Below are 26,847 nucleotides of genomic sequence, written 5' to 3'. Positions count from 1 at the left end.
GGTTGGGGTGCCGTTCGTGGATGATCCCGATCTGCTCGCCCGCGTCCGACGTTGCTCGTGGGAGGTCATGAGGAGCATTCACGATCCTCGAGGAGGGCGTTCTGGCCGGGGGGACGTCCTCCTCGGGCCAGTTTCCTGGGAACAGGCCTCGGCGTCAAGCGCACCGCACGCGACGTGCAACGGGCCGGCCCCGGGGACCTGGAGCATCGGTCCCATGCTCCAATCCTCTGTCGTCGACACTCGATGGAGGGCATGATGAGGTTCAGCGCTGAGCAGGACATCCACGATGGGTCAGCCGAGGCTGATGAGAGTTTCGTCAGAAAGGAGATCGAACGGATCCGGGGATTCGTCGGAAACCTCTCGATGGGCGATCCGCGTCAGGGTACATGGTTCGTCAAGCTGTTGGCGTTCTCCCTCGACGGGTACGTGCAGGAGGTGGATGCTGCATGTTTCCGGGAGAAGTACCCTGATCTTTCGGCTGATGCTGTCGTCGACGCTCGTGTCCGGATGGCGGCCAATTATGCCGGCATTGAGGGCGGCCTCAGCGCCGCGGCCTACAACGGTGCGGTCGCGGCGACCATCGGGTCCGGGGGTGCGGCTTCGCCGCTGACTCTTCCGACGGGTGGGGGTCGGCTTCGTGGTGGACATGTCGTACACGACGTATCTTCAACTGCGCATGGCCCATGACATCGCTGTTCTCCACGGAGTCCCTCTCGACATCGAGGATCCTGATGACATGTGGAAACCCGTCAGGATCGCCTTCGCGATCAGAGTCGGCGAGACGGGTGGCAACGCGACTCTCAAGTTCACGCCCGCCGTGGTGCGTCCGGTCCTGAAGAAGATGTTCAGTGGACAGAGATTGGCGATGGTCAAGGGTCTGCCGATCGTCGGGAAGCACCTGCTTCAACGGAACATCATCAAGTTCGGCATTCCCATTGTGGGCGTGCCGACGGCAGTCCTTGTGAACCGCTGGACGACCAGGGTCGTGGGCGACCAGGCCAAGGAGATCCTCAGGAAGGAGGCCAGAATCCGCGAGGCGGCCTCGCGTCTGGTCTCCAGTACGGATGCACGCGAGGAGTTGGTCTGGGTGCTCTGGCTGGTCATGCGAGTGGACGGGTGCGCCAAGGATGATGAGCTCCTGCTTCTTCACCACGTCACCGAAGCCATGAAGAAGGCGGGTTGCGACGAGTCCCTGCTGAAGGAGCTCCGCGAGCCCGTCGAGCTCGATGAATCGATGGTGTGGAGGAGGATCGACTCCCTCGAGGGCGCGAAAAAGGCTCTCCACGATGCTGCCGTGGTGGCCGCTGCTGTGGACGGGAGGATCGTTTCCTCCGAGATCTCTGCGCTGAAGGAGCTCGCCGTCCGATGCGGGGTTGAATACGATTCGGAGGGCATCGAGGACTGTGAGAATTCCTGGAGACGACTGCGCGGCTGGTTCTTGCGCCTGCGATGCGACCCGTGGGGCGTGGGTCCGGGCCGGCCGCCCGTGCCGGTTCGTGGGGAGGGACCGCAGGATTCTTGAGGCCCCTGGCTCATCGGGTTCCCGTGAGCCATTTTCAGGGGCCGGGGCCCGCTCTCGTCCCCGCCGCTCCTGCTCGTCGGAGTGGGACGGGCGGCGCGCCGCCCTCAGGTGGTGGGCCAGTCCTCGCCCTCGGGCGCCTCGCCGGTGATGACGTAGATGATGCGCCCGCCCATCGCCACGGCGTGGTCGGCGATGCGCTCGTAGTAGCGGCCGAGCAGGGCCGTGTCGACGGCCGTCTCGGCGCCGAACGTCCAGTCGTCCGAGGCGATGAGGCGGAACTGCTCGTTGCGCAGCTCGTCCATCTCGTCGTCCTCGCCGGCCAGGGTCGCCGCGGCGTCGGTGTCGCGCTCCAGCAGCGTGCGGCCGGCCTTGCCGACCATCTCCTGGGCGACCTGCGACATGCGCGTGAAGTTCGGCACGAGCGGCTCGGGCACGGCGTGCTCGGGGTAGCGCATGCGCGCGATCTCGGCGACGTGGGCCGCCAGGTCGCCGGTGCGGCCGATGTCGGCGATGACCTGCATGGCGGCGACGATGGTGCGCAGCTCGCCGGCCACCGGCGTGGAGCGGGCGAGCAGGCTGAAGCAGCGGTGCTCGAGCCGGTCGTGCATGGCATCGATGCGGGCGTCCCCGCTCATCACGCGCTCGGCGATGGAGGCGTCGGCCTCGAGGAGGGCCCTGGTGGCGTCGCGCACGGCGACGCGCACCGAGTCCGACATGGTCACGAGCTCGTGGACGATCTCGTCCAGCTCGGAGTGGTAGGACTCCGCCATCATCCCTCCTCCGCGCGTCGGGCCGCCCGCTCGGTCGCGCCGTACCCCGCCAGTCTCGCATTCCCCGCGGGCGCAGCCAAGACGGCGGCCGGGCGCGGCGCCACGGCGCTCCCGTAGAATTCCACGCGTGGGTCCCGTGGTGACAGTGCTCCTCGGCTTCGTGCTGGGCGCGATGGTGGGAGCGGCGCTCGCGCTCGTCCTCGCCTGGGGCCACCGGGCCAGGGTGCGCATGGCCGAGCCGCCGCCCGTGGTCGATCCCGAGGTGCCCGAGGTCCTCGACGCCTTCCGCCAGCCCGTCGTCGTCGCCGGCCCCCACGACGAACTGCTCTACGCGAACGCCCCGGCCCGCACCATCGGGCTCGTGCGCGGCACCCGCATCGGCATCGCCGAGGTGCTCGAGGCCGTGCGCGCCGCGCGGCGCACCGGCGAGGGCGCGGACCGGGAGGTGATGCTGGGCGCCGCCGACGACGCCCCCTCCCGCCAGCTCCAGGTGCGCATCCGGCCCCTGGCTCGCGAGGCCGTCCTCGTCGTCGGCGACGACCGCAGCGCCCTCATCCGGGTGGACGAGTCCAAGCGCGATCTGGTCGCCAACATCTCCCATGAGCTCAAGACCCCGGTCGGGGCCCTCCAAGTGCTCGCCGAGACCGTCCAGGAGGCGGCCGACGAGCCCGAGGCGGTGCGCCACTTCGCCGGCCGCATGCTCGTCGAGAGCACCCGCCTGGGCGAGCTCGTCCAGCAGATCATCGAGCTGGGCCGCCTGCAGTCTGACGATCCGCTCGGCGACGCGGCGCCGGTCGACATCGACGAGATCGTCCAGACCGCCGCAGGGCGCGCCAGGGAGGCCTGCCAGGCCCGCCGGATCAGCTTCTCGATCGCCGGCGACGAGGGGCTGCGCGTCATCGGGGACCGGCACCAGCTCCGCGTGGCGCTGTCGAACCTGGTGGAGAACGCCATCAGCTACTCCGACCCCGGGGCCCGCGTCGCCGTCACGGTGAGGGACGTCGACGAGGACGGCGATCGCTGGGTCGACATCGCCGTCACGGACAACGGCATCGGCATCGGAGAGGAGGACCAGGAGCGCATCTTCGAGCGCTTCTACCGGGTCGACTACGCGCGCTCGCGCGAGAACGGCGGCACCGGCCTGGGCCTGTCGATCGTCAAGCACGTCGCCGTGGCGCACGGCGGCGGCATCCGCCTGTGGAGCCGCCCCGGCCGCGGATCGACCTTCACGATGAGACTGCCCGCGCTCGTGGACCCCGTCGAGCACAATGACGGCACCGGGCACGACGACATGGTCGGGCGCGGTGACGGCGCCGGGCGGCGGGAGGAGGTCGCATGACGAGGATCCTGGTCATCGAGGACGAGCAGTCCTACCGCGAGGCGATGGCCTTCATGCTCTCCCGCGAGGGCTTCGAGGTGGGTCGGGCGGCCGACGGCCGGCTCGGGCTGGCCGACTTCGAGGCGCACGGCGCCGACCTCGTGCTGCTCGACCTCATGATGCCCGGCATGAGCGGCACCGAGGTGTGCCGCACCCTGCGCCGCCGCGCCGACGTGCCGATCATCATGGTCACCGCCCGGGACGCCGAGATCGACAAGGTGCTCGGCCTCGAGCTGGGCGCCGACGACTACGTGACGAAACCGTTCAGCCACCGCGAGCTGGTGGCGAGGATCCACGCCGTCCTGCGCAGGCGGCACGGGGAGGGGCCCGTCCCCGAGGTCCTCGAGTCCGGCGGCGTGCGCATGGACGTGACGCGGCACGAGGTCACGGTCCGCGGCGGGGCGGTGAAACTGGCCCTCAAGGAATTCGACCTGCTCGAGGAACTCATCCGCAACGCGGGGCGCGTGCTGACCCGGGCCCAGCTCATCGACCGGGTGTGGGGCTCCGACTACGTGGGCGACACGAAGACGCTCGACGTCCACGTGAAACGGCTGCGCGGGAAGATCGAGCGGGACCCCGCCCATCCCGTGCTCCTCGTCACCGTGCGCGGCCTCGGCTACAAATTCTCGGAGGCCTCTTCGCGGCACCAGTGAGGCTTATTCACAGGAGTCGTCCGCAGGGGCGCCTCCCCTTGTCAGGTCTTCGTCCTGTCGTGCTGTGAATAAGCCTCGATGAATCAGGCCTGACCAGGGATCGCGTCTCCCGCCGGGCCTCCTGCGGAAGCCCCTCGGAGGGGATCTCCCCGATGAATTCGTCGAAGCGGGCCCGGGACGGCCCGTCGAGGAGCGCCTCCCCTCATCGGGGTCATGTGCGCCCACGCCGTGGGCGAACCTCATGGAATTCATCGGCCCTTCTCTGGCGCGGCATTCCAGGAATTGCTCCGAATGGTCCGGGGATTCATTCCCGGACCGAGAATTCCGTGGTGTGGTAGAATGCTCCCCAGGAGAGGGGTTGTACACATGGATTATGCAGTCGGTGAGACCGTCGTGTACCCGAATCACGGGGCGGCTGTCGTCGAGTCCACTGAGACGCGCACGGTGAAGGGCGAGGACCGGCTCTACTTGGTCCTGCGCATCCTCGGCCAGAGCGACCTGGTCGTCCGCGTCCCCGCCGACAACCTCGACCTGGTCGGTGTCCGCGACGTCGTCGACGAGGCGGGCCTCGAGAAGGTCTTCTCGGTGCTGCGCGCCCCGCAGGTCGAGGAGCCCGCGAACTGGTCGCGCCGCTACAAGGCCAACGTCGAGAAGCTCCACTCCGGCAACGTCCTCAAGGTCGCCGAGGTCGTCCGCGACCTGTGGCGCCGCGAGAGGGATCGCGGCCTGTCCGCGGGCGAGAAGCGCATGCTCGCCAAGGCCCGCCAGATCCTCGTGAGCGAGCTCGCCCTGGCCGAGAAGGTCGAGGAGGAGCGCGCCGAGGTCATGCTCGACGAGGTTCTCGCCTCCTGAGCGAGGTCGGGAACCGGAGCCGCTGAGCACCGTGCGCCCGCCTCCGGGCGCGCCGCGACGACATCCTGTGCCAGGAGGACGCATGACCATCGACCCGTCCGGCCTCCGCACCGGCATCGGCACCGACGTGCACGCCCTGCGCGAGGGCGTCGAGATGCACTGCGCCGGGCTGCACTTCCCCGACGAGCCCGTCGGCCTGGCCGGCCACTCGGACGGCGACGTCGCCGCCCACGCCCTGTGCGATGCGCTGCTGGGCGCCGCCGGGCTGGGCGACATGGGCTCCAACTACGGAACCCGGGAACCCCGGTGGTCCGGCGCGAGTGGCGTCTCGTTCCTCGCGGAGACCGCCCGCCGCCTGGCGTCGGCGGGCTGGCGCCCGGTGAACGCCGGCGTGCAGGTCATCGGACAGCACCCCCGCATGACGGCCCGCCGCGCCGAGGCCGAGTGGGTGCTCTCGGAGGCCCTCGGCGCCCCGGTGTCGGTCTCGGCGACGACGACCGACCGCCTCGGCGCGCTCGGTCGCGGCGAGGGCGTCGCCGCCGTCGCGACCGCGCTCATCGTCCGTGCGCAGCGGGAGTGAGCGGTCCGGCTCGTCCGGCGCAGCGATCCGGCCCGGCCGGCCCTGATGGCCCGGCGGGAGCGGGCCCGTCGCCCCTCGTTCGCCCGCGATGCTCGGGGCCCTTCCGCGCAGTCCGCCGCGTCGGTGCTCCCGTGCTCCACCGCCCGCGCGAACGACCCCGGCCCGGGCTCACCTCACTCGCGAGTCGGCCGCGGTGAACGCGTTGCAGGTGGCGAGCGAGCGGTCGTCCAGGCCGTCCTGGAACCACTCCCGACGGTTCGTGCCGTGCCCGTGGCTGCCCCTGTAGGAGCTGTCGCCGGTGAGGACGTCGTCTCCGAAGGCGTAGAACATCTGCGAGAGGCCGTCGGTGTCGGAGGGCGTGAGGGCGAGCGACTCGGAGACCGAGCCGATGAACTCGCCGGCGAAGCAGTCGGCCTGCACCTCGGTGCGCCGGCTGAACTCGTCGGCCTGGGACGAGCCCACTCTCGACTCCCACGCCTTCTCCGAGTAGAGGATGCCGGTGCGGGCCTGGACGGCGTGGCCGAACTCGTGGGCCATCACGGCGTCGGCGGTGTACGGCACGCCGCTCAGCTCGTCGGGCACGACCTCGGCCAGGTCGGTGGCGTAGTAGACCTGCTGGTCGACCATGCAGTAGGCGGCGTTGCCCATCGGCATGTCGCCGCACGGGGTCGAGATCTCGCTGTCGTAGACGGTGACGGTCGGGCGGACGGCCTCGTAGCCGGCGTCCCGGAGGGTGGGGCCCCACACCCGCATGAGGCAGGCGGTGAGCTCGTTGAGGTGGTCCTCGAGCTGCGCATCGGTCGCGGTGGACATGTCGAGCGCATCCAGGTCGCAGCGCACCGGCTCGGCGACCGAGGCGCCGTAGACGGGGTTGTCCTCCATCCACTGCGTGGCCTCCGAATAGGTCTCGGGCTGGGGGATCTCGGACGGGCTCGTGTCGGCGGGGGGCACCTCGTAGTCCTCGTTGGCGTAGCTGCCGTTGCGCGAGCCGCTGGAGCCGTCGGAGCTCGAGCCGTTGCCGCCGTAGCTCAGGAGGACGTAGGCGAGCACCATGATGGTGAAGGTGCCGAACAGCGCGGCGAGGAACTTCAACGGGCTCGGCCGACGACGCCTCGGCGGGACGGGCGCGCCGCCGTACTGCGGGAACGGTCCGCCCTGCTGCGCCGCGTAGCCGAAGGGCCCCGCCTGCTGGCCGAACCGGCCGTCCTGGCCGGGCCACTGGCCGTAGCCCGCGCGTCCGGACGGTGCGGGCCAGGACTGGCCCGGCCACTGCTGGTTCGGCTGACCCCATTGACTCACAGGCCACAGACTAACGGACGCCCGCCGGCCGGGCGCCGGGCCTCGGCCCCCGAGGCCTCCCGCCGTGCTCCTCCCGGCGCCGGCCCCGCCGTGGGATAGTTTTTCCACGGGGCTCCCCGCCGTCCCGGGCGGCGCCCCCGGCCCGTCCCGCACCCGCGCGCCGGGTCGTCCACGCAGCGCCGAACGGATCGGCGGAGCAGAAAGGTGCCCCCATGGCTCACAACCGCAACGCCCGCGTCGCGCGCTCCGTGCGGCGCGGTGCGGCGGCCGCGCTCGCCGCGGTCCTCGCCGGGCTCGGCCCGCTCGTGCCCGGCACGGCGCGGGCCGACGACCGGGCCTCCTCGCTCGACGTCTCCGCCGTCGTCTCCGGCGACGGCTCGCTGCGGGTCACCGAGGAGTTCGTCTTCGACGACGGCGCGCTGCCCGATCAGCTCACCCAGCGCCTGGCCACCACCCGCGACGGCCTCAACGACACCGTCTACTCCTACGAGATCACCGACGTCACCGTCGACGCGGGCGGCTCCCGGGTGGGCGTCTCCGGCGCCGACGACGGCGACTACCGGGTGATCACGGTCGACGCCTCGCAGGCGAGCGGCGACCGCATCACCGTCGCCTACACGGTGCGGGGAGCCTCCCTGGCCGGCGCCGAGGTCAAGGGCGCCGACACCCTCACCACCGTCCAGTGGCGCATGGTCCAGGGCCTGTCCATCGGCGTCGGCGAGGTCAACGGCAGGTTCACCGTCGACTCCGACACGCCCGCCGCGCTCGCCGACGTCGACTGCGAGGCCGGCGCCCCCGCCGCGCTCACCAGCTGCGCCAGCGTCCGGGGCGGCACGGCCGAGAACCCGTGGCCGGTCTTCACCCACGGCGCCCTCGGTGCCGGCCAGGTCCTCGAGCTCACCGTCAAGGTGCCGGCCTCGGCCGTCTCGCCCGACCAGGTCCTCGCGCAGCGCTGGAGCCTCGACCGCGCCTTCACCGTGCGCCCGCTCCAGCTCGTCGTCGGCCTGGGCGCCCTCGTGCTGGGCGCCGCCCTCCTGTGGGGCCTGCACCGCCAGCTCGGCCGCGACCAGGTGAACGCCACCAATGCGACCTCCGTCGTCGCCCGCTGGAAGCCGGTCGCCGCCGGCCAGGTGCGCTTCTCGCTCGAGGAGGACGTGCGACCCGGCGAGATCGGCACGGTCGTCGACGAGCACGTCGACCCGGTCGACCTCACCGCCAGCGTCCTCGACCTGGCCATCCGCGGCCACCTGCGCATCACCCAGCTGCCCGACGAGGGCCCCAACAGGCCCACCGACTGGCTGCTCGAGCGCACCAGCCCCTCCGGCGAGTCGTCGGGCCCCGACGAGCTGCGGCCCTACGAGCGGAAACTGCTCGACGTCCTCGTCACCGAGGACGCCGCCGCCATCCGCGTCTCCGAGCTCGCCCCCGCGATGGGCTCGGTCGTCCACGCCATCCAGGACGACCTCTACGACGACGTCGTCGCGAAGGGCTGGTTCTCCGGCCGGCCCGACGCGGCCCGGAGCCGCTGGGGCATCGCCGGCTGGGTCATGCTCGTCCTGTCCCTCGCCGCCACTGTCCTGCTCGCGGCCCTCACCACCTTCGGCCTGCTGGGCCTGTCGCTGACCATCGTGAGCCTCGGCCTCATCTACACCGCCCAGAGGATGCCGCGCCGCACGCTGGCCGGCGTCCGGGTGGTCCGGGGGCTGGAGCTGCTGGCCATGGAGCTCACCACCGAGCCCACCGACTCGTTCGCTAAGCAGGACGCCTACGACCAGATCTCCTCGGTGCTGCCGTACGCGGTCGTCCTGGGCGGCTTCGGCCGCTGGCTCGACGCGCTCGCCGCGGCCGATGACGACCCCGGCGTGCCCGACCCGGAGGACCTGTCCTGGTACCGCGCGCCCGAGGACTGGAACCTGTCCGACCTGCCCGATTCGCTGCGCAACTTCGTCACGACGATGCAGGGGCGCCTCTACTCGCGGGGCTGAGCGATCCCGGCCGTCGAGCCGGGCGTCACCGGCCAGGGGCGCCTCTCCCCGCGGGTCCGTCACCGTCCGCCCGCGCCGGCGGGCTCGGCGGCCGGCTCGGCGGCGGGGCCCTGCTCGGTCGTGCCGACCCGGGCGTCGACGAAACGGCAGCCGGTGAGCAGGCCGCTCATGCCGCGGACGTCGACGAGGGCGGCGACGACCGCGGCCGTCGCCCACAGGCACGCCAGCGCGGGCAGCGGCACCGTCAGCAGGCACTGGAGGCCGCCGACCGCCATGGCGCGGGCGACCAGCCGCGGACGGGCCGCGGGCGCAGGACGGAGGTAGACGGTGCGCTGGCCGAGCGAGGCGCCGCTGCCGACCAGCGCGGGGACGACGATGACGCCGAGCTCGGCCGCCATCGCCCCGACGAGACCCCAGGGCACGACCTGCTCCGGGTGGACGAGGCGGGTGTTCATCGGCAGGCCGTGCACGCCCGTCCAGGCGACGGCCCCGCAGGCCATGCCGAGCAGGGCCGCCCACGTCCAGTAGAGGCCGTCCAGCGCCATGCCCAGCAGACGGCGCCCGCGCGTGACGGGGCGGGCCTCGCCGCGGTGCGCCGCGAGGTGGTCGGCGCTTGCGACCAGGCGCGGGGTCAGGGCCGCGATGCCGATGCCCACGCCGGTGCCGACCGTGTTGGTGATGAGATCGTTGATGTCGGCCACGCGGTACTGGCAGGGCGCGAGGCCCCAGTTGCCGGTGTACTGGGTGAGCTCGATGGCCAGCGAGACGCCGAAGCCGGTCGCGAGGCTGCGCAGGGCGCCCCATTCCAGGAAGTCGCCGCAGAGGAGGCCCAGGGGCGCGAACAGCGCCACGTTGAGGACCATCTGGCGCACGTCCCAGCTGGCCAGGGCCGTCTGGAGCGGCTGGCCCGCCAAGTGCCGGGCCATGTCGGAGAAGTAGGCCGTCGGGTCGAGCAGGAACTCGTGCGGGCGGTGCGCGCAGTACTCGGCCGACATGTCGGGCAGCGGGAAGAGGGTGTAGGCGATGAGCGCCGTGAGGTAGACGACGGCGCCGACGGACCAGGCCGCCCGGCCGGCCGAGAAGCGACCGAAGCGGCGGTACTGGTGGATGACCAGGGGCGCCGACAGCGCGAGGGACAGGGCGCCGCCGATGACCACGGACAGGATCGCTTGGTTCACCATGACTCGATTCCATCGTCCCGCCTCGTCATCGGGCATCCCTCGCGGGGCGGAGACGACGGTGGACGAGTCTGCCACGCGATCCCGGGCGGGTCCACGGGCACCCCGCCGCCCGCCGCTCACCGGCCGATCCATCCCCATGGGGCCGTGGAGGCCTGTCCGCAGGGGGCTCAGCGGCGCAAGCAACCCCTGGTCATGGCCTGTCCATCGGTGTCGCGGACTGGCCTCGCAGTGCACGGAAGTCGTGGAGCGCTCCGGTTCCACCCGACCTGCGGGAACCGGCCGTCCATCGCATGCTCGTGGCCGGCGTCCCCGATCGGTGCGGCCGGCGGGCCGGTCCCAGGACCATGACTCCGGCGTCCTCTCGGCCGTCGACCGGGACGAAGCCCTCGGAGGAGTAGGGGCGTTCGGCCCGATTGCCCTGCTCCACCGACAGTGAGAGCGAGGCGAGGCCTCGCTCGCGCGCCTCGCCGATCATCTGCCGTGTCAGCCGCCGCCCGATCCCCCGGCCCAGGAAGGGCGCGTCGACCCACACGCTGACCTCGGGGGTCGCGTCGTCGACGAAGCCGTACCCCGGCCGCCGGGCAGGAGGACCGCCCGGACGACCCCCACGGGCGCACCATCGACCGTCGCGACGACTCCGAAGTCGCCCCGGGCCGGGTCGACGGTCGTGTAGTGGGCGAAGCCGGCGTTGGCGTGGAGGTCGGGGACGGTGAACCGCTCCCCGCACCAGTTGAGGTCGTCCGGAGCCGCTCGTTCGAGCAGCGCTGTCTCGTCGTCTGCGAGGGGGGCGGAATCCGGGCGTCATGGCATGCGGCCTTTCGGCGAGGATCGGACGGACGGTCTGACAACGTGCGGCGCGTCGTCGGAGGGGCGTGGGGGAGGTCGTCTCCGCAGCGGCTCCGGGATGCTCGAGCAGGGTGTGGGCATCGGCGTCGCGGCCCTGGCCCCGCGCTTGGTCGCCGGCGTGGACCGCCTCGCGGCGCGCCGCGGCGAGGTCCGCCCCGTCACGCGCGGGCGCCGTCTGCTGGGCATGGCGCCGGATGGCGTCCACTGGACGTGGGCGTCCCTGCTCGGCATGGCCTGCGGGGCCGTTCGAGCCGGGCCGGGCAGTTCGCACGACCGGGCGAGGTGCCGACCCGAGCGGGGGCCGTCCCCGTTTGCGCGGGGTCAACGAGGTTGAACACGGCGAGGTGCGGACCCGCGCGGGGCCGTCCTCGGTCCCGTGGTCCGGGCCGGTCACAGGATGATGGGCGCCCACAGGAAGCCGAGTGCCACGATGACGGCGATCGACACGGTTCCCGGCACGACGAACGGGTGGTTCAGCACGAATTTGCCGACCCTCGTCGAGCCGGTGTCGTCCATCTCGATGGCGGCGACCGTGGTCGGGTAGTTCGGCAGCAGGTAGTAGTTGGCCACGGCCGGGTAGCAGGCCAGGATCGTCGTCGCGCCGAGCCCGATGGACACGGCCATCGGCATGAAGACCTTCGTCGTCGCGGCGTGCGAGAACAGGATCGGCGAGGCGAAGTAGAGCACCACGGCGAACAGCCATGGCACCGCGTGGAGGGCGTCGCCGGTGGCGTCGACGATCGTGCCCTCGTAGGCGTGGAAGAAGACATTGCCCATCCAGGCGACGCCCATGATGCAGATGGCGGCGCTCATGCCGGCGCGGAAGGTGGGCTCCGTGGCGATCTGCGCCACCTGGTGGCGGGAGACGAGGCAGATCACGGCGGCGCAGGTGAGCATGATGAGCATGATGGCGGAGGTCGCGTCCATCGGCGGGTCGCTCATGATGCCCAGCTGCTTGGAGCTGATCGTCGCGTAGACGATGATGAGCAGCACCGCGGCGAGGAAGATCCACAGGCTGGAGATGGCGCCCTTGGCGGGCCGGTAGTCGGCGCCCAGCGTCGAGGCGGAGCTGTGGGAGACCAGCCCCTTGGCCTCGCGCTCCTTGTACACCGGGTCGTCCTCGAGCTCGCAGCCCTGGCGCGAGGCGACGACGGCGCCGGCGACGCAGCCGAGGAAGGTCGTGGGGATCGTGATCGCGAGGATCTGGAGGTAGCCGACGCCGATCTTCTCGACCGAGGTGAGCAGGGCCGCCGTGGTGGCCGAGATCGGTGAGGAGGCGACGGCGATCTGCGAGGCGACGACGGCGATCGACAGGGGCCGGGAGGGCCGGATCCTGTTCTCCTTGGAGACCTCGATGATGACCGGCAGCACCGAGTAGGCGGTGTGTCCCGTGCCGCACAGCAGCGACAGGAGGAAGGTCGACAGGGGCGCCAGGTAGGTGATGTACTTCGGATGCCTGCGCAGCATCACCTCGGTGAGGTGGACGAGATGGTCCATCGCCCCGGCGGCCTGGAGGGCTGCGATGGTGCAGATGACGGGCATGATGATGCCGATCACCGTCCACGGCACGTCCTTGTCGACGTCGGTGGACAGCCCGGTGGCGATGAGGACGAGGGTGCCCGCGCCGCCCGCCAGGCCGACGCCGACGCCGCCCAGCCGCGATCCCGCGAACAGGAAGACGAGCAGGATGACGAGATGAATCCAGATCATGGGGATCTCCGTGAGGTGTGCGCCGGGCGCCTCTTCGCGCCTGTCAGAACGACTTTATCCCTCAGCGGGGCGCGGCGCGGGGCCGGTCCGCACTGTGTGCGCCCCGCGCATCCTCGCCCCGGGCCCGGCGGCACGCGGGTCCGTCACCCGCCCCTGCCGCCCGTCACCCGCCCCGGCGGGCCGATCGCCTCGGTGCGACGGGGCCGGGCTCACAGCTCCAGGCCCGGGTACAGCGGGTTGGCGCCGAGCAGCTCATCGGCCTCGGCGTGGACGCGCGCGGCCAGGCCGTCGGCCATGTCGTACTTGGCCTTGCCGGGCGCGCCCGCGCTCGTGGTCGCCGGCCTGGTGCCCGTCAGGGCCTCGCAGATGAGCCCGGCGACCTTGTCCATGTCGTCGGGGGAGAAGCCGCGGCTCGTCAGCGCGGGAGTGCCCAGCCGGATGCCCGAGGTGTACCAGGCGCCGTTCGGGTCGCGGGGGATCGAGTTGCGGTTGGTGACGATGCCGGCGTCCAGCAGCGCCGACTCGGCCTGGCGCCCGGTGAGGCCGAAGCTGGTGGCCGCGTCGAGGAGCACGATGTGGTTGTCGGTGCCGCCGGTGACCAGCGTGGCGCCGCGGCGCAGGAGGCCCTCGGCGAGCGCCCTGGCGTTGGCCACGACGCCCTCGGCGTACTGCCGGAACGCGGGCGTCCTCGCCTCGGCCAGGGCGACGGCCTTGGCGCTCATCATGTTGCCGAGCGGGCCGCCGAGCACCATCGGGCAGCCGCGGTCGACGTCGGCGGCGAACTCGTCGTCGACGAGCACCATGCCTCCGCGCGGGCCGCGCAGTGACTTGTGGGTGGTCGTCGTGACGACCTGCGCGTTGGTCACGGGGTCCTCGTCGCCGGTGAGGACCTTGCCGGCGACGAGGCCGGCGAAGTGCGCCATGTCGACCATGAGGGTGGCGCCGACCTCGTCGGCGATCTCGCGCATCGTCGCGAAGTTCACGCGGCGCGGGTAGGCGGAGTAGCCGCCCACGAGGATGAGCGGCCTGAACTCCCGGGCCTGCTCCCGGACGGCGTCGTAGTCGATGAGCCCGGTGACCGGGTCGGTGCCGTAACTGCGCTGGTGGAACATCTTGCCGGAGATGTTGGGCCGGAAGCCGTGCGTGAGGTGGCCGCCGGCGTCGAGGCTCATGCCCAGCAGACGCTGGGAGCCGAGGCGGCGGCGCAGGTCCTCCCAGTCCTGCTCCGACAGGTCGTTGACGGTCCGGGCGCCCAGCTCGGCCAGGCCGGGGGTCTCGACGCGGTGCGACAGGATCGTCCAGTAGCCGACGAGGTTGGCGTCGATGCCCGAGTGGGGCTGGACGTAGGCGTGGTCGGCGCCGAAGAGCTCCTCGGCGTGCCGGGCCGCGACGGCCTCGACCGTGTCGACGTTGCGGCAGCCGGCGTAGAAGCGGTGCCCGACGGTGCCCTCGGCATACTTGTCGGAGAACCACGTGCCCATGGCGAGCAGCGTCGGGAGCGAGGCGTAGTTCTCCGACGCGATGAGCTTCAGCGAGTTGCGCTGATCGGCCAGCTCCTGGCGGATGGCCTCGGCGATGGCGGGCTCGGAGGCCTCGACGACCTCGAGCATGGCCTGGTAGGCGATGCTCGCCTGCTGCATGACGTCGGTTCCGGTCACTGGGACTCCTCGGGTGGTGGTTCGGTCCGGTGCGCGCGCCGGATCCGTTCGCCCGGCCCCGCCCCGGAGATGCTCTCCGAGCCCCAAATCTAGCGGAGCGCACTCATCCGGCGGGGGCGCTCCTGACCGGTGAGCGCCGCGTCATCCTGCTGCTCGGCCGGCTCGGGCGCGGCGCGGGCCGCGCGGGCCGGACCCGTCCCGGCCTGCGGGGCCGGGGCCGGGGACACGGGGCGGTGGGGCTGCGTCAGGGGCCTGGGGGACGGGGACTGCGGGCCGTCGGGGCGCGTCTGCGCCGCGGCGGATCGGCCCGCCCCCGGGGCCGGCTGCTCGTCCGCCGGCGCGGGCCGGGGGTCGAGCCGGAGGAGCTGCGCGGCGGGCCGTTCCGGCTCGTCCTCGGGCCGTGGCGGCCCGGCCTGCGGCCCGGCGGGTGCGGTCTGCGGCCGGGGGGAGCGCGCCCCGGTGTCGGCGGGTCGGTCCTGCCACCGGGAGGGCTGCTGGCCCGTCGGCGCGTTCGGCTCCGGCCGGTCGTCCGCAGGGGCCGAACGCCCCTGGGCCGGGACGGGCCGGAGCGTCCGGTCGGGCCGCCGCTCGCCCTCGGCGGACCTCTGCTGCGGCGCGGAGGGCCGCGCCTCGGGCCGGGACGCCTGCGGCGGCGGGGGCTCGACCGGCGTGGGTGCGGTCTGCGGCCGGGGGGAGCGCGCCGGCGGCATGGTCGGCCGCTCCGGGGCCGTGGCGGACTGGGTCGGGGCGGGGGCCGGCCGCGTCGTGAACCCGGCGGTCTGCTCCGGCCCCGCCGACGTCGGCGGGGCCGTCTGCTCCCGGGTCGTCTCCGGTGGGGGCGCCGTCCCCTGGGCCGGGGAGGGCCGGGCGCCGTCGCGGACCGTCCGGGTGATCCCGGTCGGCCAGCCCTCGTCCGGCGGGGCCTGCAGCGCGAGCAGCTCGCCCAGACGGGTGGTGACCAGCTCGAGCGTCGGCGCCAGGACGCGGTCGGCCGGGTCCGGGCGGACCGGCCCGTCGGCGCCGAGGACGGGGGAGCGGGGCAGTTCGATGTCGGGGCGCAGGATCGCGCGCGCGGTCTCCCCGTCGCGCCGCCGCGCGGCGGCCGTCGTGTTCGCGACCACGAGGATCCGGCGGCGGGCCTGGGGGCCGAAGCGCTCGAGCAGGCCGGCGAGGGCCGCCCGCCCGCCCTCCGCCTGGGCGATGCCGGAGCCGCTCACGAGGCACAACGCGAAGTCGGGCACCTCGAGGGCGTCGGCGATGGCCGTCGTCATGCGGCCGGCATCGGTGACCCGCACCTCGTCGACGCCGGCGATGCGGCGCGTCGCGGGCCCCTCGTCGTCCGCGAGGTGCCCGCCGAGCGTGCCGTCCGAGTGGTCGCAGGCGACGACCCGGATGCCGCGGGAGCGCAGCAGGGCGACGACGAGCGCGGTGACGACGGTCGTCCCGGCGCCCCCGCCGGTGCCCGCCACGAGAAGGGACCTGGTGCTCATGCCGCCTCACCCCTCCGGCGCTCGCCCGACGCGGTGCGCGGCTCGTCCGCCGCCTGGACGACGACCGGTCGCCGGCCGCGGCGCAGCAGCTGGCCCCGCCCCGGCGGCATGGCCTGCGCGTAGACGCGCGGCATGATCTGTCCCTCGGAGCGGTCGCCGGACATGAGGAAGGTCGTGCCGCCGGTGTCGCGCAGGGCCTGCATCGTCTCGCCGTACATGGCCCTCGTGACGCCGGCCACCGTGCGGGTGAGGACGACGTTGAAGCCGAGGTCCCTCGCCGAGGGGAGGTAGGGGACGATCGGGTGCAGCGGCTCGGAGCCGCCCGCGTTGAGGATGTCGTAGTCGTCGACCATGAGGACGACGCGCGGCGAGCCGGCCCGCTCGGCCGGGCTCATCGCCGAGCGCGACTCCAGCTCCCGGGCGATCGAGGCGGCCAGGCCGGCGGCGTCCCGGTTGCTCCTGGCGTGGCCCGCGAGGTACTCCTCGGGGATGGCCGGCGGGACGGTGCCGCGCGGGTCCATGACCGCGATGACCAGCTCGTCGCTGCTGAACCGCTTCGTCAGGCCGCGGGCGAGCGTGCGCAGCAGGGTCGACTTGCCGCACCGGGCGTCGCCCAGGACGAGCAGGTGCTGGTCGTCGTCGAGCGGCTCCCAGAAGGCGTCCTCCATGGAGTCCTGGCGGATGCCGAAGGGGACGGCGTCGGGCTCCTGCTCCGGGCCGGTGAGCTGGTCCGGGTCGAGCGAGGTCGGCAGCAGGCGGATGGGCGCCGCGGCGGGGCCGCCCCAGGCCCCCGCCACGCGCTGCGCCAGCTCGGACAGGGCATCGCCGAGGTTCTCATCGGCGGTGTCGTCCAGGACGGGCAGGCACAGCTGGGCGAATCGCCGGTCGTCGGTGAGCATGCGGCCGTGCTGCTCGGTGCCGATCGTCTGCGAGAGCCTGCGGTCGATGACCGAGTCGATCGGGTCGTTGAGCCGGAACTCCAGGCGGGTGCCGAAGCGGGACTGCTGGTTGACGCGCAGCTCGTTCCAGCGCCCGAGCGCGATGACGACGTGGATGCCGTAGCTGCCGCCGCGCACGATGAGGTCGTTCACCTGGTCGGCCAGCTCCTCGAACTCGGTGCGCAGCAGGCCGAAGCCGTCGACGAGGACGACGACGTCGGCGCTCGGCAGCTCGCGCAGACCGCCCTGGCCGTGCAGCCGGCGCAGGTGCGTCATCGACTCGATGGCGTGCTCCCGGAAGAGTCGCTCGCGCCGGGCGAGCATGCCCGTGAGCTCCTCGACGAGGCGGTGCAGCCGGTCGTGGTCGCCGCGCGTGGCGACGCCGCCGACGTGGGGGAAGCCCTCGAGGCGGGCCAAGCCGCCGCCGGTGAGGTCCATGCCGTAGACGCTCACCTCGTGAGGGGTGTGCGTGAGCGCCAGCGAGGCGGTGAGTGTGCGCAGGAAGGTGGAGCGGCCCGAGCCGGGCGCCCCGATCACCGCGACGTGGCCGCCGCTCCTCGTGAGGCCGAGGCGCCACGGCTGCTGGGACTGGTGCGCGGGGTCGTCGAGGAGGCCGATCACCGCCGACAGGCCCGGGTCGGGCTCGGCCTGGGTGAGGACGTCGTTGAGGGTCAGGCGGTCGGGCAGCGGCGGCAGCCACACCGGGCGGACCGCGCGGGCGTCGTCCCGCAGGCGCGCGACGCAGGCGTCCACGAGGCTCTGGCCCACCTCGGGCTCGGTGAGCCGGGGCGAGTCGTCGCTGTCGTCGCCGCTGCGGCCGGCGGCGATGGTGTTGTAGACGGGCAGCGCGAAGGGCTCGGCGGCCTCGGGCTGGTCTCCGGCGGACCCCTCGTCCTCGGCGACCGGGCCGGAGACGCGGCCCGCGCGGAAGCGCCGGTAGACCGAGGTGTCGACCTTCAGGTAGCCGTAGCCGGGCGCGGCGGGCAGGTGGAAGGCGTCCTTCGTGTCGAGGACCACCTGCGACTCGCTCTCGGAGAAGGTGCGCAGGCCCAGCCGGTAGGACAGGTAGGTGTCCAGGCCGCCGCGCAGCCTGCCCGACTCGATGCGCTGGCTCGACAGCAGCAGGTGCACGCCGATGGAGCGCCCGATGCGGCCGATCTGCAGGAAGAGCTCGCCGAACTCGGGCTCGGCGGTCAGCAGCTCGCCGAACTCGTCGATGACGACGAACAGGTGCGGCATCGGCGCCAGCGCGGCGCCCTGACGGCGGGCCTCCCGGTAGTGTGCGATGGACGCCGGGTGACCGGCGTCCCTGAGCATCTGCTGGCGGCGCACGATCTCGCCCTGGATGCTTGCGCGGGCGCGCTCGGTCAGGTGGGGGTCGTCGGCCAGGTTGTCGATGAGGCCCGCCAGGTGCGGCAGATCGGCGAAGGGCGAGAAGGCGCCGTCGCCCTTGTGGTCGACGAGGATCATCGACAGGTCCTCGGGCGGGTGCGTCATGGCCAAGGCCAGGACGAGGGTCCGCAGCATCTCGGACTTGCCCGAGCCGGTGGCCCCGATGCAGAGGCCGTGCGGGCCCATGCCGAACTGGGCGCTCTCCTTGAGATCGAGGAGCACGGGGGCGCCCTGGTCGTCCAGGCCGATCGGTACGCGCAGGAAGTCGGCGGGCGGGCGCGGGGCCCAGCCGGTGTTCTTGTCGATGTCGTCCGGCGTGCGGATGCCGAGCAGCTGGTGGACGCTCATGGCGGGCGTCTCCTGCTCCTCGTCGCGTTCCTCGGGACGCAGCCGCAACGGGCACAGCGTGCGGGCCAGCGAGGTCATGCGGGCCGGGCTCGTGCGGTCGACGGCGATGGCCTCGACCGGTTCGGCGCCGGAACCGACGAGCTCGAGGCGCGCGCCCGTCCCGTCGAGTGTGAGACGGGCCGAGACGTCGTCCGGCTCGTGCAGCCGGTCCGACAGCAGGTGGATGACGGTGATGCCCGCATCGGCGGCCGAGAAGGCGCTGTCGGGCAGCGGCAGCGGGACGGCGGTGGAGCCCCACTCGTCCATGAGGACGAGCATGCGGGGCGTGTGCGCCGGCGCCGCGCTCATCGGGCGGCGGTTCAGCCCGGCCTGTGCGACGCGGTCGGTCAGCTCGGCTCCCAGCACGCGGGCCAGGGCGGCGCCGTCCGGGGCGATGCGGCGGGCCGGCACGGGCCCGTCGAAGAGACGGGCGTTGACCATGTGCGGCAGTTGATCGACGCCGGCCCAGTCGTCGATGCGCGGGCGCGGGCAGGCCAGCGCGATCTGCAGGTCGTCGGGCGAGTGGAGCGCCGCCGCCTGCGACAGCAGCGACCTGGCCGCGTCGAGCACCTCGTCGCGGCCGCCGATGACGGAGATGTCGCCCGCCGCGTCGGCCGGCAGCAGGACGGGCATGCCGGCGATGACCCGGTGCTCGGCGACGAGCCGCTCGGCCTCCCCGGAGAGCACGGGGTCGGCCGGGTTCATGGGCGAGGCCGTCCCGTCCATCTCCAGCCTGATCCACGGCAGGTCGGCCGTGCCCACCCGCAGCGACAGGAAGTCGGGGTCGCTCATGCGGCGCTCCCACAGGCGTGTCGGGTCGGTGATGATCGACATGAGCCCGCCGGGGGTCGGGCAGCTCGTGACCGCCTGCTCGCGGGCCCGCTGCACCTGCGCGTCCAGCTCGGCGTGCATGCCCTCGAGGTAGTCGAGGTAGAGCTCGCGCTGGTGGGCGCGCTGCCGGATGGCGTGGCCGCGGCTGCTGAAGGTGATGACGACGCCGCTGATGACGGCCACGAGCAGCACGACGGCGGCGATGAGCATGTACACCGGCTGGCCGTCGCGCATGACGACCATCATGAGCGTGGAGCTGAGGGCCCCCACCATCGGCAGCAGCAGCTGGGTGGACATGCCGCCGCTGGGGGCGTCGCCGGCGGGTGGCGGCGTCGAGATCGTGCGCGGCCTGGGCCGGGTGGGCGGCTCGGTGATGCGGGCCGGGCGGTGGACGATGCGCAGACTCATGCCGGTCGCCCCCGTCCGTCCGCGGGCGGCCCCTGTCGGCAGGCCCGCATGAGGGCTGTGGTCAGCGCCAGGACGGCGCTGCGGCTGCGCTGGGCCAGGACGGCGCTGCGCGCCGGCTCGGGGCCGAGGCGCGCCGGGTCGTGGGGCACGAGGACGGCCGGGCGGGCCAGGGCCCGGCTCAGCAGGCGGAGCTGGCGCCTGCTGGCGCCGCCGGCGACGTCGTTGATGCAGACGAGCGGCGCGGCGCCCTCGTCGGCGAGCCGGGCGGCCAGGGCGATGGCGCGGGTGAGGCGCTCGCGCGAGGTGCCGGCGACGATGCACGTGGCGTGGTTCGACGCGGCGATCGTGCCGAGCTCGTCCCGGTCGCGCACGCCGAAGTCCGTGACGACGAAGTCGGGGAAGCGCGCGACGGGCGCCAGCGCATCGGCCCAGCCGTGCACGCCGAGGCAGCCGGGGGAACCCTCCCGGGTGAGGTCGAGGCAGGCGAGCCCGGAGGCGGTGCGGGGCAGGCCGGTCATGGCCTCGGCGAGGGTGGCCGGCGGGCGGGGCCCGCCGTCGGCGTCGCGGGCGCGGGCCGCGGCGAGCTCCTCGGCGGCGGCCCGGCGCGCCTCGTCGGTGAGGCCGGCGCGCGTGCAGGCGTTCGGCCCGTTGCGCCCGGCGTCCACGAGCATGACCGGCCCGCTGCGGCGCCCGGCCATCGTCGTGGCCACCGAGGCGGCGATCGTCGAGCACCCGGTGCCGCCGTCGGCGCTCACGATGGCGATGCGGCGCGCCAGCGGGACGGCGTCGTGCAGGGTCCGGTCGGCGTCGAGGAGGAAGTCGAGGTGGGCCCCGGAGACCGGGACGAGCAGTGCGGTGGCCATCATCGGGAGAAGACCTCCAGCAGATCGGAGAAGACGCCGAAGTAGCCCAGCAGCAGCGGCACTGTGGCGATGACGGCGACCAGCTCGACGAGGTTCGCCCAGGTGCGCGCCCGCGCCTCGACGTGCTCGGGCACCGGTTTGACGAGGACGAGGGCGAGCGCCGCCGCGATGACGGCGATGACGGCTCCGCGCACCGGGGCGGTCACCGGCATGCGGACGAGCAGCGCGGCGACCAGCGCGACGATGACGCCCGCCAGCGCGATGACCTCGGCGGTGAACGGGAAGAAGCGCGCGCGGCAGATGACGATGACGCCGACAGCGCAGGCCAGACCCCAGCCCCACTGCGAGGGGTGCGATCCGACGAGCAGGCACAGGGACCCGGCGGCGAGGACGGACAGCGCCAGCGTGAGGCCGGTCATCGCGCGGAAGGAGTCGTCGATGGCCTCCTCGGCGATGCGGCGGCCCGGGGGGCGGCCGGCGACCGCGTCGTCCTCGAGGGCGGTCAGGCCCGACAGCGACAGGGCTCCGGCGGGCACCAGGCCCAGCCCGAAGGCGGCGGCGGTGGCGATGACGGCGCCCGCCCCGGGGGCGCCCATGCCGGCGGCCAGGAGGAGGGGCAGGAGCTCGGAGCCGACGGCCCCGACCACCCCGGTGGCGAGCATCGGGCGCCTCCCGCCGGCCAGCCCGCCGGTGAGGGCGATGACGAGCCAGGCGCAGGCCAGGCCCGTCGCCACCGGGACGAGGGCCGGGTGGGACTGGGCGATGCCGTGGCCGGACACGGCGCCGGCCCCGACCATCGCGGAGGCGCCCGCGGCCGCGGAGACGACCGCCGTGGCCGGCCAGGCGCGCCAGATGCGGCAGGCGATGATGGCCAGCAGCACGAGGATGACGGTCGCAGTGGCCGTCGCGGCGGGGAAGGACGAGCCGAGCTGCCAGGCGGCGAGCCCGGCGAGCGGGGCCTCGAGGAGCACCGCGCACCGGCGCGCCGTGCCCGTCGTCCAGCGTCCGCTGTGGGAGCCGCGGCGCTCGGCGAGGGCGCCGACCAGGTCGGAGACCTGCGGGGGCGGCGGGGTCTGGTCGGCGGGCACGACGAGCAGGAGCTGGCCGTCGCGCACCTCCTGCTCGGCGAGCGAGCGCTCCAGGTCGAGCTGGAAGCCCTCGGGGGTGGTGAGCGCCACTCCGGCGCCGCCCGGGCAGGTCTCGGAGAGCATCTCGAGCAGACGGGGGAGGACGGCGATGAGCGGCTCGGAGCTGGGCACGACGAGATCGCCGCGGTGCGCCGAACCGTGCACCGTCACTCGCGTGTAGTCCATCAGCGGCGCTCCTTCGGGTGGACCTGCAGCGTCTGGGGGTCGATCTCGTACTTCGTGGTGGGGTCGATGAGCCGTCCGGTGCCGGTGTCGACCTGCCAGCCGCTCCTCGGGTCGTAGGCCGTCCCGTCGGGGGCGACGGCCCAGCCGGTGTCGGCGTCGAGGGGGTAGCCGGTGCGGGGGTCGGCCGTGGCGCCCGCCTCGAGCTCCGCCGCGCCCTGGACGGCCGAGCGGTAGTCGTTGGAGGTGGTCGTCATCCTCTGCTCCTGCAGCGTGTCGACGATGAACGAGCCGCCGAGGCAGCCGGCGCCGATCGCCGCCGCCAGCACGGCCGAGCCGACGAACCGGCCGATGTTGTCGGTGACGGTGCGTCGGTCGGGCAGCCCGCCGAAGGTGAGGGCCGACATGAGGCGCTGGCGGCGGGTACGGGTGGCCTCGACGAGGATCTTGTCGCGGTCGATCATGCGGCGGCCCTCCTGCCATCGGTGATGAGCAGGCTCTGCTCGCCGCAGTCGATGCGTGTGCCGAGGACGACCGGCATCCGCAGGCGCGCCGTCATCGTCACCGACGGCTCGCCGGGGCGCTGGATGCGGGTGCCGTTGCCCGACCCCAGGTCGGTGGCCCACAGGCGCCCGTTCTCGTTCTCGAGCAGGACGTGCGTGCGGCTCATCGTGCGGGTGAAGTCGGGCAGCTCGAGCGTGGGCAGGGGCTCGGCGCCGAGCTGGCGCACCGGGTAGCGGCCCACGAGCAGGGTGCCGGTGAGCGGGGTGAGGCTCTGGCCGGCCGCGACGAAGCAGTCGTGGGGGCGCGGGGCCGGCGGGGGCTGGGGCGCCCGGACGGGCGCGGGCTGCGGCGCCGGCCCCGCGCCGGTGCCCGGCTCGGCCGGCCGGGGGACGGCGATGACCAGGGGGTCGGCGCCGTTGCGGGCGTCGGCGACGAGCAGCCGGTCGGGGGTCACGAAGCGGTCTGGGGCCAGACCGGTGAGGCCGTCGAGGGTCCGCAACCCGAGCAGGGCGCCCCCGGCGAAGCGCCCCCAGCCGCGCAGGCACCACAGGCCGAGGGCGACGAGCAGGCCGAGGATGACGAGGCAGACCAGGACGACGGCCCACGCGTGCCAGCCGCCGAGCGCCGTCGCGACGGCGAAGGCGGCGGTCGGGACGACGAGGCACAGGGTGTCGGCGACGGCGGCGCCCAGGACGCGTCCCCGCTCGGCGGGGCGCAGCTGCGCGCGCCATGCCCCCGTGTCGAGGGGCCGGCTCGTCGCGGTCGGATGGCCGCAGTTGCCGCAGACGGCCGTCCCGATGAAGGGCGTGCCGCAGCGTCCGCACACGATGGTGGGGACGGGGACTGGCATGAACGACCTCATTCCTGGTCTGCCTGGGGGGACCTCCCCAGACTAACCGGTGCCCGCCCGCCCGGGGCGCGCGCCCGTGCTCCCCGCGGGGGGCGGCCGCCGGGGCGGAGACGCCCACCGGCCCTCTGGCGAGCGGTTGCACGGTCTCCGGAGAACTGGTCTCAGGGTGTTGCCTCGGGGTTGTCTGGGGGCGGATGTCGGGGTCCGGGCGCTCTCGGGAAGGGCGCGAGGGCGGGAACGTGCGATCCGTTGCGTCCGACTCGGAAGGGATCGTGCACGCCCCGGCGGGGAGGATTCATCGACGGAGGAGTTCGTGCCGTGGGTGTGAAGTTCTCGATGCGGAGTGCGGCCCCGTCGGACCATGCGAGGCGGACGGAGTCGTCCGGCGTCGACCCGGGGGCGATGGCGGCGCCCTTTCCCGAGGCCGCCGAGCCTGTGGCGACGAGCACGAACGGGCCGGTGAGCCGCGTCCAACAGCATCGGGCAGAACGCCGATTCCGTGACCGGCGCCCTGAGCACGTCCTCGCAGGGCATCGTGAACCCCACGAACGAGCAGCGGAGGGCCTTCTTTTGTGCACATCGGGCGGGCTGCCAACAGCTTCGCCGCCGGCTCCGAGGCGGCGCGATTCCCGACACTGCCGCGCCCCGTGACGGTTGATCGCTTCCCAGGGTTCTCCTCGGTTCGTCTTCCCGACCGGGTCCGCTCTTCGTGGTGCTGCCCAGGTCTCCGATCCTCGTCAGTATCTGTTCCGTGGTCGTCCGGGGTGTGTCGTCATGGATCGCTCGGGTTCTGGCGATGCGAATGATGCTGGCCGCAATGATTGCGGCACGCTGATTCCCGGGCGGTCGGGGTGAGCGGGAGGGCTGCTGCTCGGCTGGTCACGGTGCGCGACTCCCGCGATGATGATGCGAAGTCGCCCATGACGGACCGTGACGCCGACGAGATGTCTGCCCGTGCCCCGGCCCCGATGATCGTCTGCTGCCGGCATCAACCCCCGCCCGCCGGCGCCCCTTCCGGACCGCCTCCGGGGTCCCGGCGCCGAGCGGCCCGGCGACCCTCGACATCGCCGCCCACTCCGACTCGTGACCGGCCCGGATCTCAGCGACCATCCGGATCGCCCGCTCACCCGGCTCGACCGGGCACCCCTTCGGCGCACTCCCCGGCATGACCCCGTCCTCCCGAGGAACGGAGTCTCCGGACATGCCGGGGCCTCCGGACGTATCGGGACGGTTCATGACGTCTCACTGCTCGAGTGCGACGCGACGTCGCATGCGGCACTGTGCTCATGCGGATACGACGGCTTGCCGAGCTGACCGGGACGACCGTCAGGGCAGTGCGCCGCCACCGTTCTGTCGGCCGCTCGACGTGCCGGAGACGCGGGACGCTTGGCGCGACTACACCCTCGAGCATGTGGCCGAGCGGGGCGAATCCGGTGGCTGCTGGGCGCCGGTCTCCCGCTGTTCGCGATCGGGGAGATCCTCGACGCGACGCCGGCGAGCGTGGTCGACGACCTGCGCAGCACCCTGGCGGGGATCGACGAGCAGATCCTCGGGCTCCAGGAGCAGCGACGCGGACTCCGCGTGCTGCTGGACGCCGCCGAGCAGGGGCACGCGCTGACGCCCATGCCGGACGCGGCGGCGACGTGTTGCGCACGCATGGGGGCTGATGCCCCCCGACGAGCGGACCGCACGCGCGATCCGAGCCGAGAGGGACTTCGTGGAACTGGCCTGCTACCGGGGGGATGCCCGAGGGCGCCGAGTTGATCTTCGCTCACCTGGACCCGGCCACGACGGCCGAGGCGCTGGCGGCCTGCGGACGCGGCCTCGACGCGATGGACGTCAGCAGATCGAGGAGACGGCCAGGCACATCGTCGCCCGCATGGTGACGGCTCTGGGGGAGCGGGCGGGCTCCATGGCACGTGAGCTCACTGCGGGCGACATCGACAAGGTCCATGACCTGTTCGGGGCGACCAGTTCCCACGGACGGAGGGAGCTGGGAGAAGCGGTTCGGCGCCACCTCAAGGCCGCTCTCGGCGAGAGGCAGGCGTCATGACCGAGGGCGGCAGGCTCGTGGACAGCGGGGAGGTTCAGGCCATGAAGCACCTGGCGGCCTCGACGATCACCGCCTCGCTCGCGAGCCGCGAGATGCCGACGGGCATGCCGCCCTCGGCGCGGCTGGACGGCGGCCGATTCACCGTCCAGGCCCAGGCCGTGGAGGCGCCCGTGGTGCTGCAGGCCCTGCTCGCCTCGGGGGCGAGCAGCACATCACCTGCACCCCCGCCGGCCTCGACGAGCTCTTCCTGCGGCACTACGAGGTGGGGGCACGATGGGGCTCTTCGGCCTGGTCATCCGCGACACCGTGCTCCGGGTGCTGGCCTGGCTGGTGGTGCTGGGCGCCATGTGCGGGGCCGCTCCGGGCCTCCTACCGGACGAGCTTCCCCTCGGCCGTCCTGCGTGAGGCCGCCGTCGAGCACTCCTTGGCCAGTGATCTCGGTTTCCTGGGGCTGCATGACGTCGTCGCCCCCTTCACGGACCGGCGCTTCTGGGTGCTCGGCGCCTGGCTGGGCGTCTGCCTGCTCCTGCGCGTCCCGGCCTTGCTGCTGCAACGAGGACGAGAGTACGGCTCGGCCCTGCCGCGCCCCCGGGGCGGCGCGTCGCGACGGATGCGGGTGCGCGGACCGTGGGGCCTGGCCGTCCGCCCGGGATGGATCTCGGGGCTGACGTGGCTGCTCGGGACGGGCGTCGCGGCCGCCCTGCTCACCGGCATGGGGCGCGGAGCGGTCGGGCGGGCGCGGTCGGCCCCGCTGGACGGCGGCGTGCTCGGAGCCTCGCTCGGCGGTGATGACCCGGCCCTCAGCCATGTCCACTTCCGAGGGCTGTTGATGGGTGCGCTCATCGCCGTGGCGGGCATCCTCGTCCTGCAGGCCGTCGTCGCCGACGAGCGCTCGGGACGCGCCGAGGTCGTCCTGGCAACGGGCCGTCGGCGCTGGGAGGTGGTGCTCTCCCGCGCGGGATGGTCACTGCCGGTGACCCTGGTCCTGTGCGCGACCACTGCGCTGGTTGTCGGTCTGGTTGCCGAGAGCGAGCTCGGGGGCGAGGCCAACCTGTCCGCCGCGGCATGGCGCGACGTGCTGGGGCAGTGGCCCGCCGTCGCCCTGGTCGTGGCGCTCGCCACGCTGCTGGTCGCCCTGGGCACGAGATTCTTCCCCGCGGCCTGGTTCATCTGGGGGCCGCTGCCTTCGTCTCGCTCCCGGGCGAGGCCGTCGATCCCCCGGACCGTGTCATCGGGGTCGGTCCCTTCGAGCACTCACCCGCCGGGAACGCCCTGGTCGACTTCCAGGGTTGTGCCATCCTCACGGGCCTCGCCCTGGTCGCACTGATGGTCGCCGTGATCGTGTACGCGCGACGGGACCTCCACGTGGGGTGAGGGCGTCCTGTCG

24 protein-coding genes and 1 pseudogene are annotated in these 26,847 nt (G+C 73.3%); 10 read left to right on the top strand and 15 right to left on the bottom strand.

Annotation, left to right across the window (positions count from 1 at the left end; all coding sequences use genetic code 11):
• Nucleotides 1-252: 252 nt before the first annotated feature.
• Nucleotides 253-687: a hypothetical protein gene (locus EGX94_RS13345; RefSeq protein WP_192962696.1), complete on the top strand. Its 435-nt coding sequence runs from the start codon at nucleotides 253-255 to the stop codon at nucleotides 685-687.
• Nucleotides 677-1,522 carry a hypothetical protein gene (locus EGX94_RS13340; RefSeq protein ID WP_021797154.1) on the top strand — a complete coding sequence of 282 codons (846 nt, stop codon included), beginning with the start codon at nucleotides 677-679 and terminating at the stop codon, nucleotides 1,520-1,522. The genes EGX94_RS13345 and EGX94_RS13340 overlap by 11 nt, the downstream gene beginning before the upstream one ends.
• A 104-nt stretch (nucleotides 1,523-1,626) precedes the next feature.
• Here EGX94_RS13340 and phoU read toward each other — a convergent pair whose 3' ends face one another.
• Nucleotides 1,627-2,292, bottom strand: coding sequence for a phosphate signaling complex protein PhoU (gene phoU, locus EGX94_RS04620; protein ID WP_021797152.1), 666 nt, complete (start codon nucleotides 2,290-2,292; stop codon nucleotides 1,627-1,629).
• Between the two features lie 127 nt (nucleotides 2,293-2,419).
• On the opposite strand from phoU, the gene EGX94_RS04615 reads away from it, so the two are divergent.
• The 4 genes from EGX94_RS04615 to ispF all read left to right on the top strand — a co-directional run bounded on the left by EGX94_RS04615 (nucleotide 2,420) and on the right by ispF (nucleotide 5,755).
• Nucleotides 2,420-3,631, top strand: coding sequence for a sensor histidine kinase (locus EGX94_RS04615; protein ID WP_021797160.1), 1,212 nt, complete (start codon nucleotides 2,420-2,422; stop codon nucleotides 3,629-3,631).
• Nucleotides 3,628-4,323, top strand: coding sequence for a response regulator transcription factor (locus EGX94_RS04610; RefSeq protein WP_021797161.1), 696 nt, complete (start codon nucleotides 3,628-3,630; stop codon nucleotides 4,321-4,323). Before EGX94_RS04615 ends, EGX94_RS04610 begins: the two co-directional genes overlap by 4 nt.
• 366 nt (nucleotides 4,324-4,689) lie before the next feature.
• The gene (locus tag EGX94_RS04605) at nucleotides 4,690-5,175 is read left to right on the top strand and encodes a CarD family transcriptional regulator (protein WP_021797151.1); all 486 of its coding nucleotides are present in this window, start codon (nucleotides 4,690-4,692) and stop codon (nucleotides 5,173-5,175) included.
• 82 nt (nucleotides 5,176-5,257) lie between these two features.
• Nucleotides 5,258-5,755 carry a 2-C-methyl-D-erythritol 2,4-cyclodiphosphate synthase gene (gene ispF, locus EGX94_RS04600; RefSeq protein ID WP_021797157.1) on the top strand — a complete coding sequence of 166 codons (498 nt, stop codon included), beginning with the start codon at nucleotides 5,258-5,260 and terminating at the stop codon, nucleotides 5,753-5,755.
• A gap of 168 nt (nucleotides 5,756-5,923) precedes the next feature.
• Here ispF and EGX94_RS04595 read toward each other — a convergent pair whose 3' ends face one another.
• On the bottom strand, nucleotides 5,924-7,054 hold the full coding sequence (locus EGX94_RS04595; RefSeq protein ID WP_021797162.1) for a neutral zinc metallopeptidase: 1,131 nt from the start codon (nucleotides 7,052-7,054) through the stop codon (nucleotides 5,924-5,926).
• A 212-nt stretch (nucleotides 7,055-7,266) separates the two neighbouring features.
• On the opposite strand from EGX94_RS04595, the gene EGX94_RS04590 reads away from it, so the two are divergent.
• A complete protein-coding gene (locus EGX94_RS04590; RefSeq protein ID WP_123825955.1) occupies nucleotides 7,267-9,039 on the top strand; it encodes a DUF2207 family protein in 1,773 nt (590 codons plus the stop codon).
• A gap of 59 nt (nucleotides 9,040-9,098) precedes the next feature.
• Here the strand turns inward: EGX94_RS04590 and EGX94_RS04585 are convergent, their stop codons facing one another.
• Together EGX94_RS04585 and EGX94_RS14285 are read right to left on the bottom strand one after the other, a co-directional pair.
• On the bottom strand, nucleotides 9,099-10,220 hold the full coding sequence (locus EGX94_RS04585; RefSeq protein ID WP_051245533.1) for a VanZ family protein: 1,122 nt from the start codon (nucleotides 10,218-10,220) through the stop codon (nucleotides 9,099-9,101).
• A gap of 190 nt (nucleotides 10,221-10,410) precedes the next feature.
• A complete protein-coding gene (locus EGX94_RS14285; protein WP_226906048.1) occupies nucleotides 10,411-11,025 on the bottom strand; it encodes a GNAT family N-acetyltransferase in 615 nt (204 codons plus the stop codon).
• Nucleotides 11,026-11,124: 99 nt separating this feature from the next.
• On the opposite strand from EGX94_RS14285, the gene EGX94_RS13200 reads away from it, so the two are divergent.
• Nucleotides 11,125-11,400 (top strand): hypothetical protein, encoded by a 276-nt coding sequence (locus EGX94_RS13200; RefSeq protein ID WP_043120539.1) that lies wholly within the window; start codon nucleotides 11,125-11,127, stop codon nucleotides 11,398-11,400.
• Nucleotides 11,401-11,456: 56 nt separating this feature from the next.
• On the opposite strand, the gene EGX94_RS04575 is transcribed toward EGX94_RS13200, so the two are convergent.
• The 11 genes and pseudogenes from EGX94_RS04575 to EGX94_RS04540 all read right to left on the bottom strand — a co-directional run bounded on the left by EGX94_RS04575 (nucleotide 11,457) and on the right by EGX94_RS04540 (nucleotide 25,716).
• Nucleotides 11,457-12,776, bottom strand: coding sequence for an anaerobic C4-dicarboxylate transporter family protein (locus EGX94_RS04575; protein ID WP_021796772.1), 1,320 nt, complete (start codon nucleotides 12,774-12,776; stop codon nucleotides 11,457-11,459).
• Between the two features lie 209 nt (nucleotides 12,777-12,985).
• Nucleotides 12,986-14,416 carry a glycine hydroxymethyltransferase gene (locus EGX94_RS04570; RefSeq protein WP_051383741.1) on the bottom strand — a complete coding sequence of 477 codons (1,431 nt, stop codon included), beginning with the start codon at nucleotides 14,414-14,416 and terminating at the stop codon, nucleotides 12,986-12,988.
• A 107-nt stretch (nucleotides 14,417-14,523) separates the two neighbouring features.
• Nucleotides 14,524-15,924, bottom strand: coding sequence for a hypothetical protein (locus EGX94_RS14035; RefSeq protein WP_192962695.1), 1,401 nt, complete (start codon nucleotides 15,922-15,924; stop codon nucleotides 14,524-14,526).
• Nucleotides 15,921-19,880 carry a type VII secretion protein EccCa gene (gene eccCa, locus EGX94_RS04565; RefSeq protein ID WP_123825953.1) on the bottom strand — a complete coding sequence of 1,320 codons (3,960 nt, stop codon included), beginning with the start codon at nucleotides 19,878-19,880 and terminating at the stop codon, nucleotides 15,921-15,923. The genes EGX94_RS14035 and eccCa overlap by 4 nt, the downstream gene beginning before the upstream one ends.
• Entirely contained in the window at nucleotides 19,877-20,746 is an 870-nt protein-coding gene (locus tag EGX94_RS04560) for a P-loop NTPase family protein (protein ID WP_123825951.1), read from the bottom strand. The genes eccCa and EGX94_RS04560 overlap by 4 nt, the downstream gene beginning before the upstream one ends.
• Entirely contained in the window at nucleotides 20,743-22,056 is a 1,314-nt protein-coding gene (gene eccD, locus EGX94_RS04555; protein ID WP_021798296.1) for a type VII secretion integral membrane protein EccD, read from the bottom strand. The genes EGX94_RS04560 and eccD overlap by 4 nt, the downstream gene beginning before the upstream one ends.
• Nucleotides 22,056-22,517 carry a hypothetical protein gene (locus EGX94_RS13330; RefSeq protein WP_021798293.1) on the bottom strand — a complete coding sequence of 154 codons (462 nt, stop codon included), beginning with the start codon at nucleotides 22,515-22,517 and terminating at the stop codon, nucleotides 22,056-22,058. Before EGX94_RS13330 ends, eccD begins: the two co-directional genes overlap by 1 nt.
• Complete coding sequence (locus tag EGX94_RS04550; RefSeq protein WP_123825949.1) at nucleotides 22,514-23,407, bottom strand: FHA domain-containing protein; 894 nt, start codon at nucleotides 23,405-23,407, stop codon at nucleotides 22,514-22,516. The genes EGX94_RS13330 and EGX94_RS04550 overlap by 4 nt, the downstream gene beginning before the upstream one ends.
• A gap of 975 nt (nucleotides 23,408-24,382) precedes the next feature.
• Nucleotides 24,383-24,574 (bottom strand): annotated as a pseudogene (locus EGX94_RS13685) (IS3-like element IS987 family transposase); the annotation flags it as partial.
• A 228-nt stretch (nucleotides 24,575-24,802) separates the two neighbouring features.
• A complete protein-coding gene (locus EGX94_RS04545) occupies nucleotides 24,803-25,018 on the bottom strand; it encodes a hypothetical protein (protein ID WP_043120483.1) in 216 nt (71 codons plus the stop codon).
• 476 nt (nucleotides 25,019-25,494) lie between these two features.
• Entirely contained in the window at nucleotides 25,495-25,716 is a 222-nt protein-coding gene (locus tag EGX94_RS04540) for a hypothetical protein (protein WP_123825947.1), read from the bottom strand.
• Between the two features lie 17 nt (nucleotides 25,717-25,733).
• Between EGX94_RS04540 and EGX94_RS14030 the strand changes: the two genes are divergently transcribed.
• On the top strand, nucleotides 25,734-25,865 hold the full coding sequence (locus EGX94_RS14030; RefSeq protein WP_021796690.1) for a hypothetical protein: 132 nt from the start codon (nucleotides 25,734-25,736) through the stop codon (nucleotides 25,863-25,865).
• 19 nt (nucleotides 25,866-25,884) lie between these two features.
• Complete coding sequence (locus EGX94_RS04535; protein ID WP_021796700.1) at nucleotides 25,885-26,787, top strand: hypothetical protein; 903 nt, start codon at nucleotides 25,885-25,887, stop codon at nucleotides 26,785-26,787.
• The last annotated feature ends 60 nt before the right edge of the window (nucleotides 26,788-26,847 follow it).

It is taken from the genome of Propionibacterium acidifaciens, from assembly GCF_003798325.1.
Taxonomy (GTDB): domain Bacteria; phylum Actinomycetota; class Actinomycetes; order Propionibacteriales; family Propionibacteriaceae; genus Propionibacterium; species Propionibacterium acidifaciens.
This window is presented reverse-complemented; position numbering and strand designations above follow the sequence as displayed.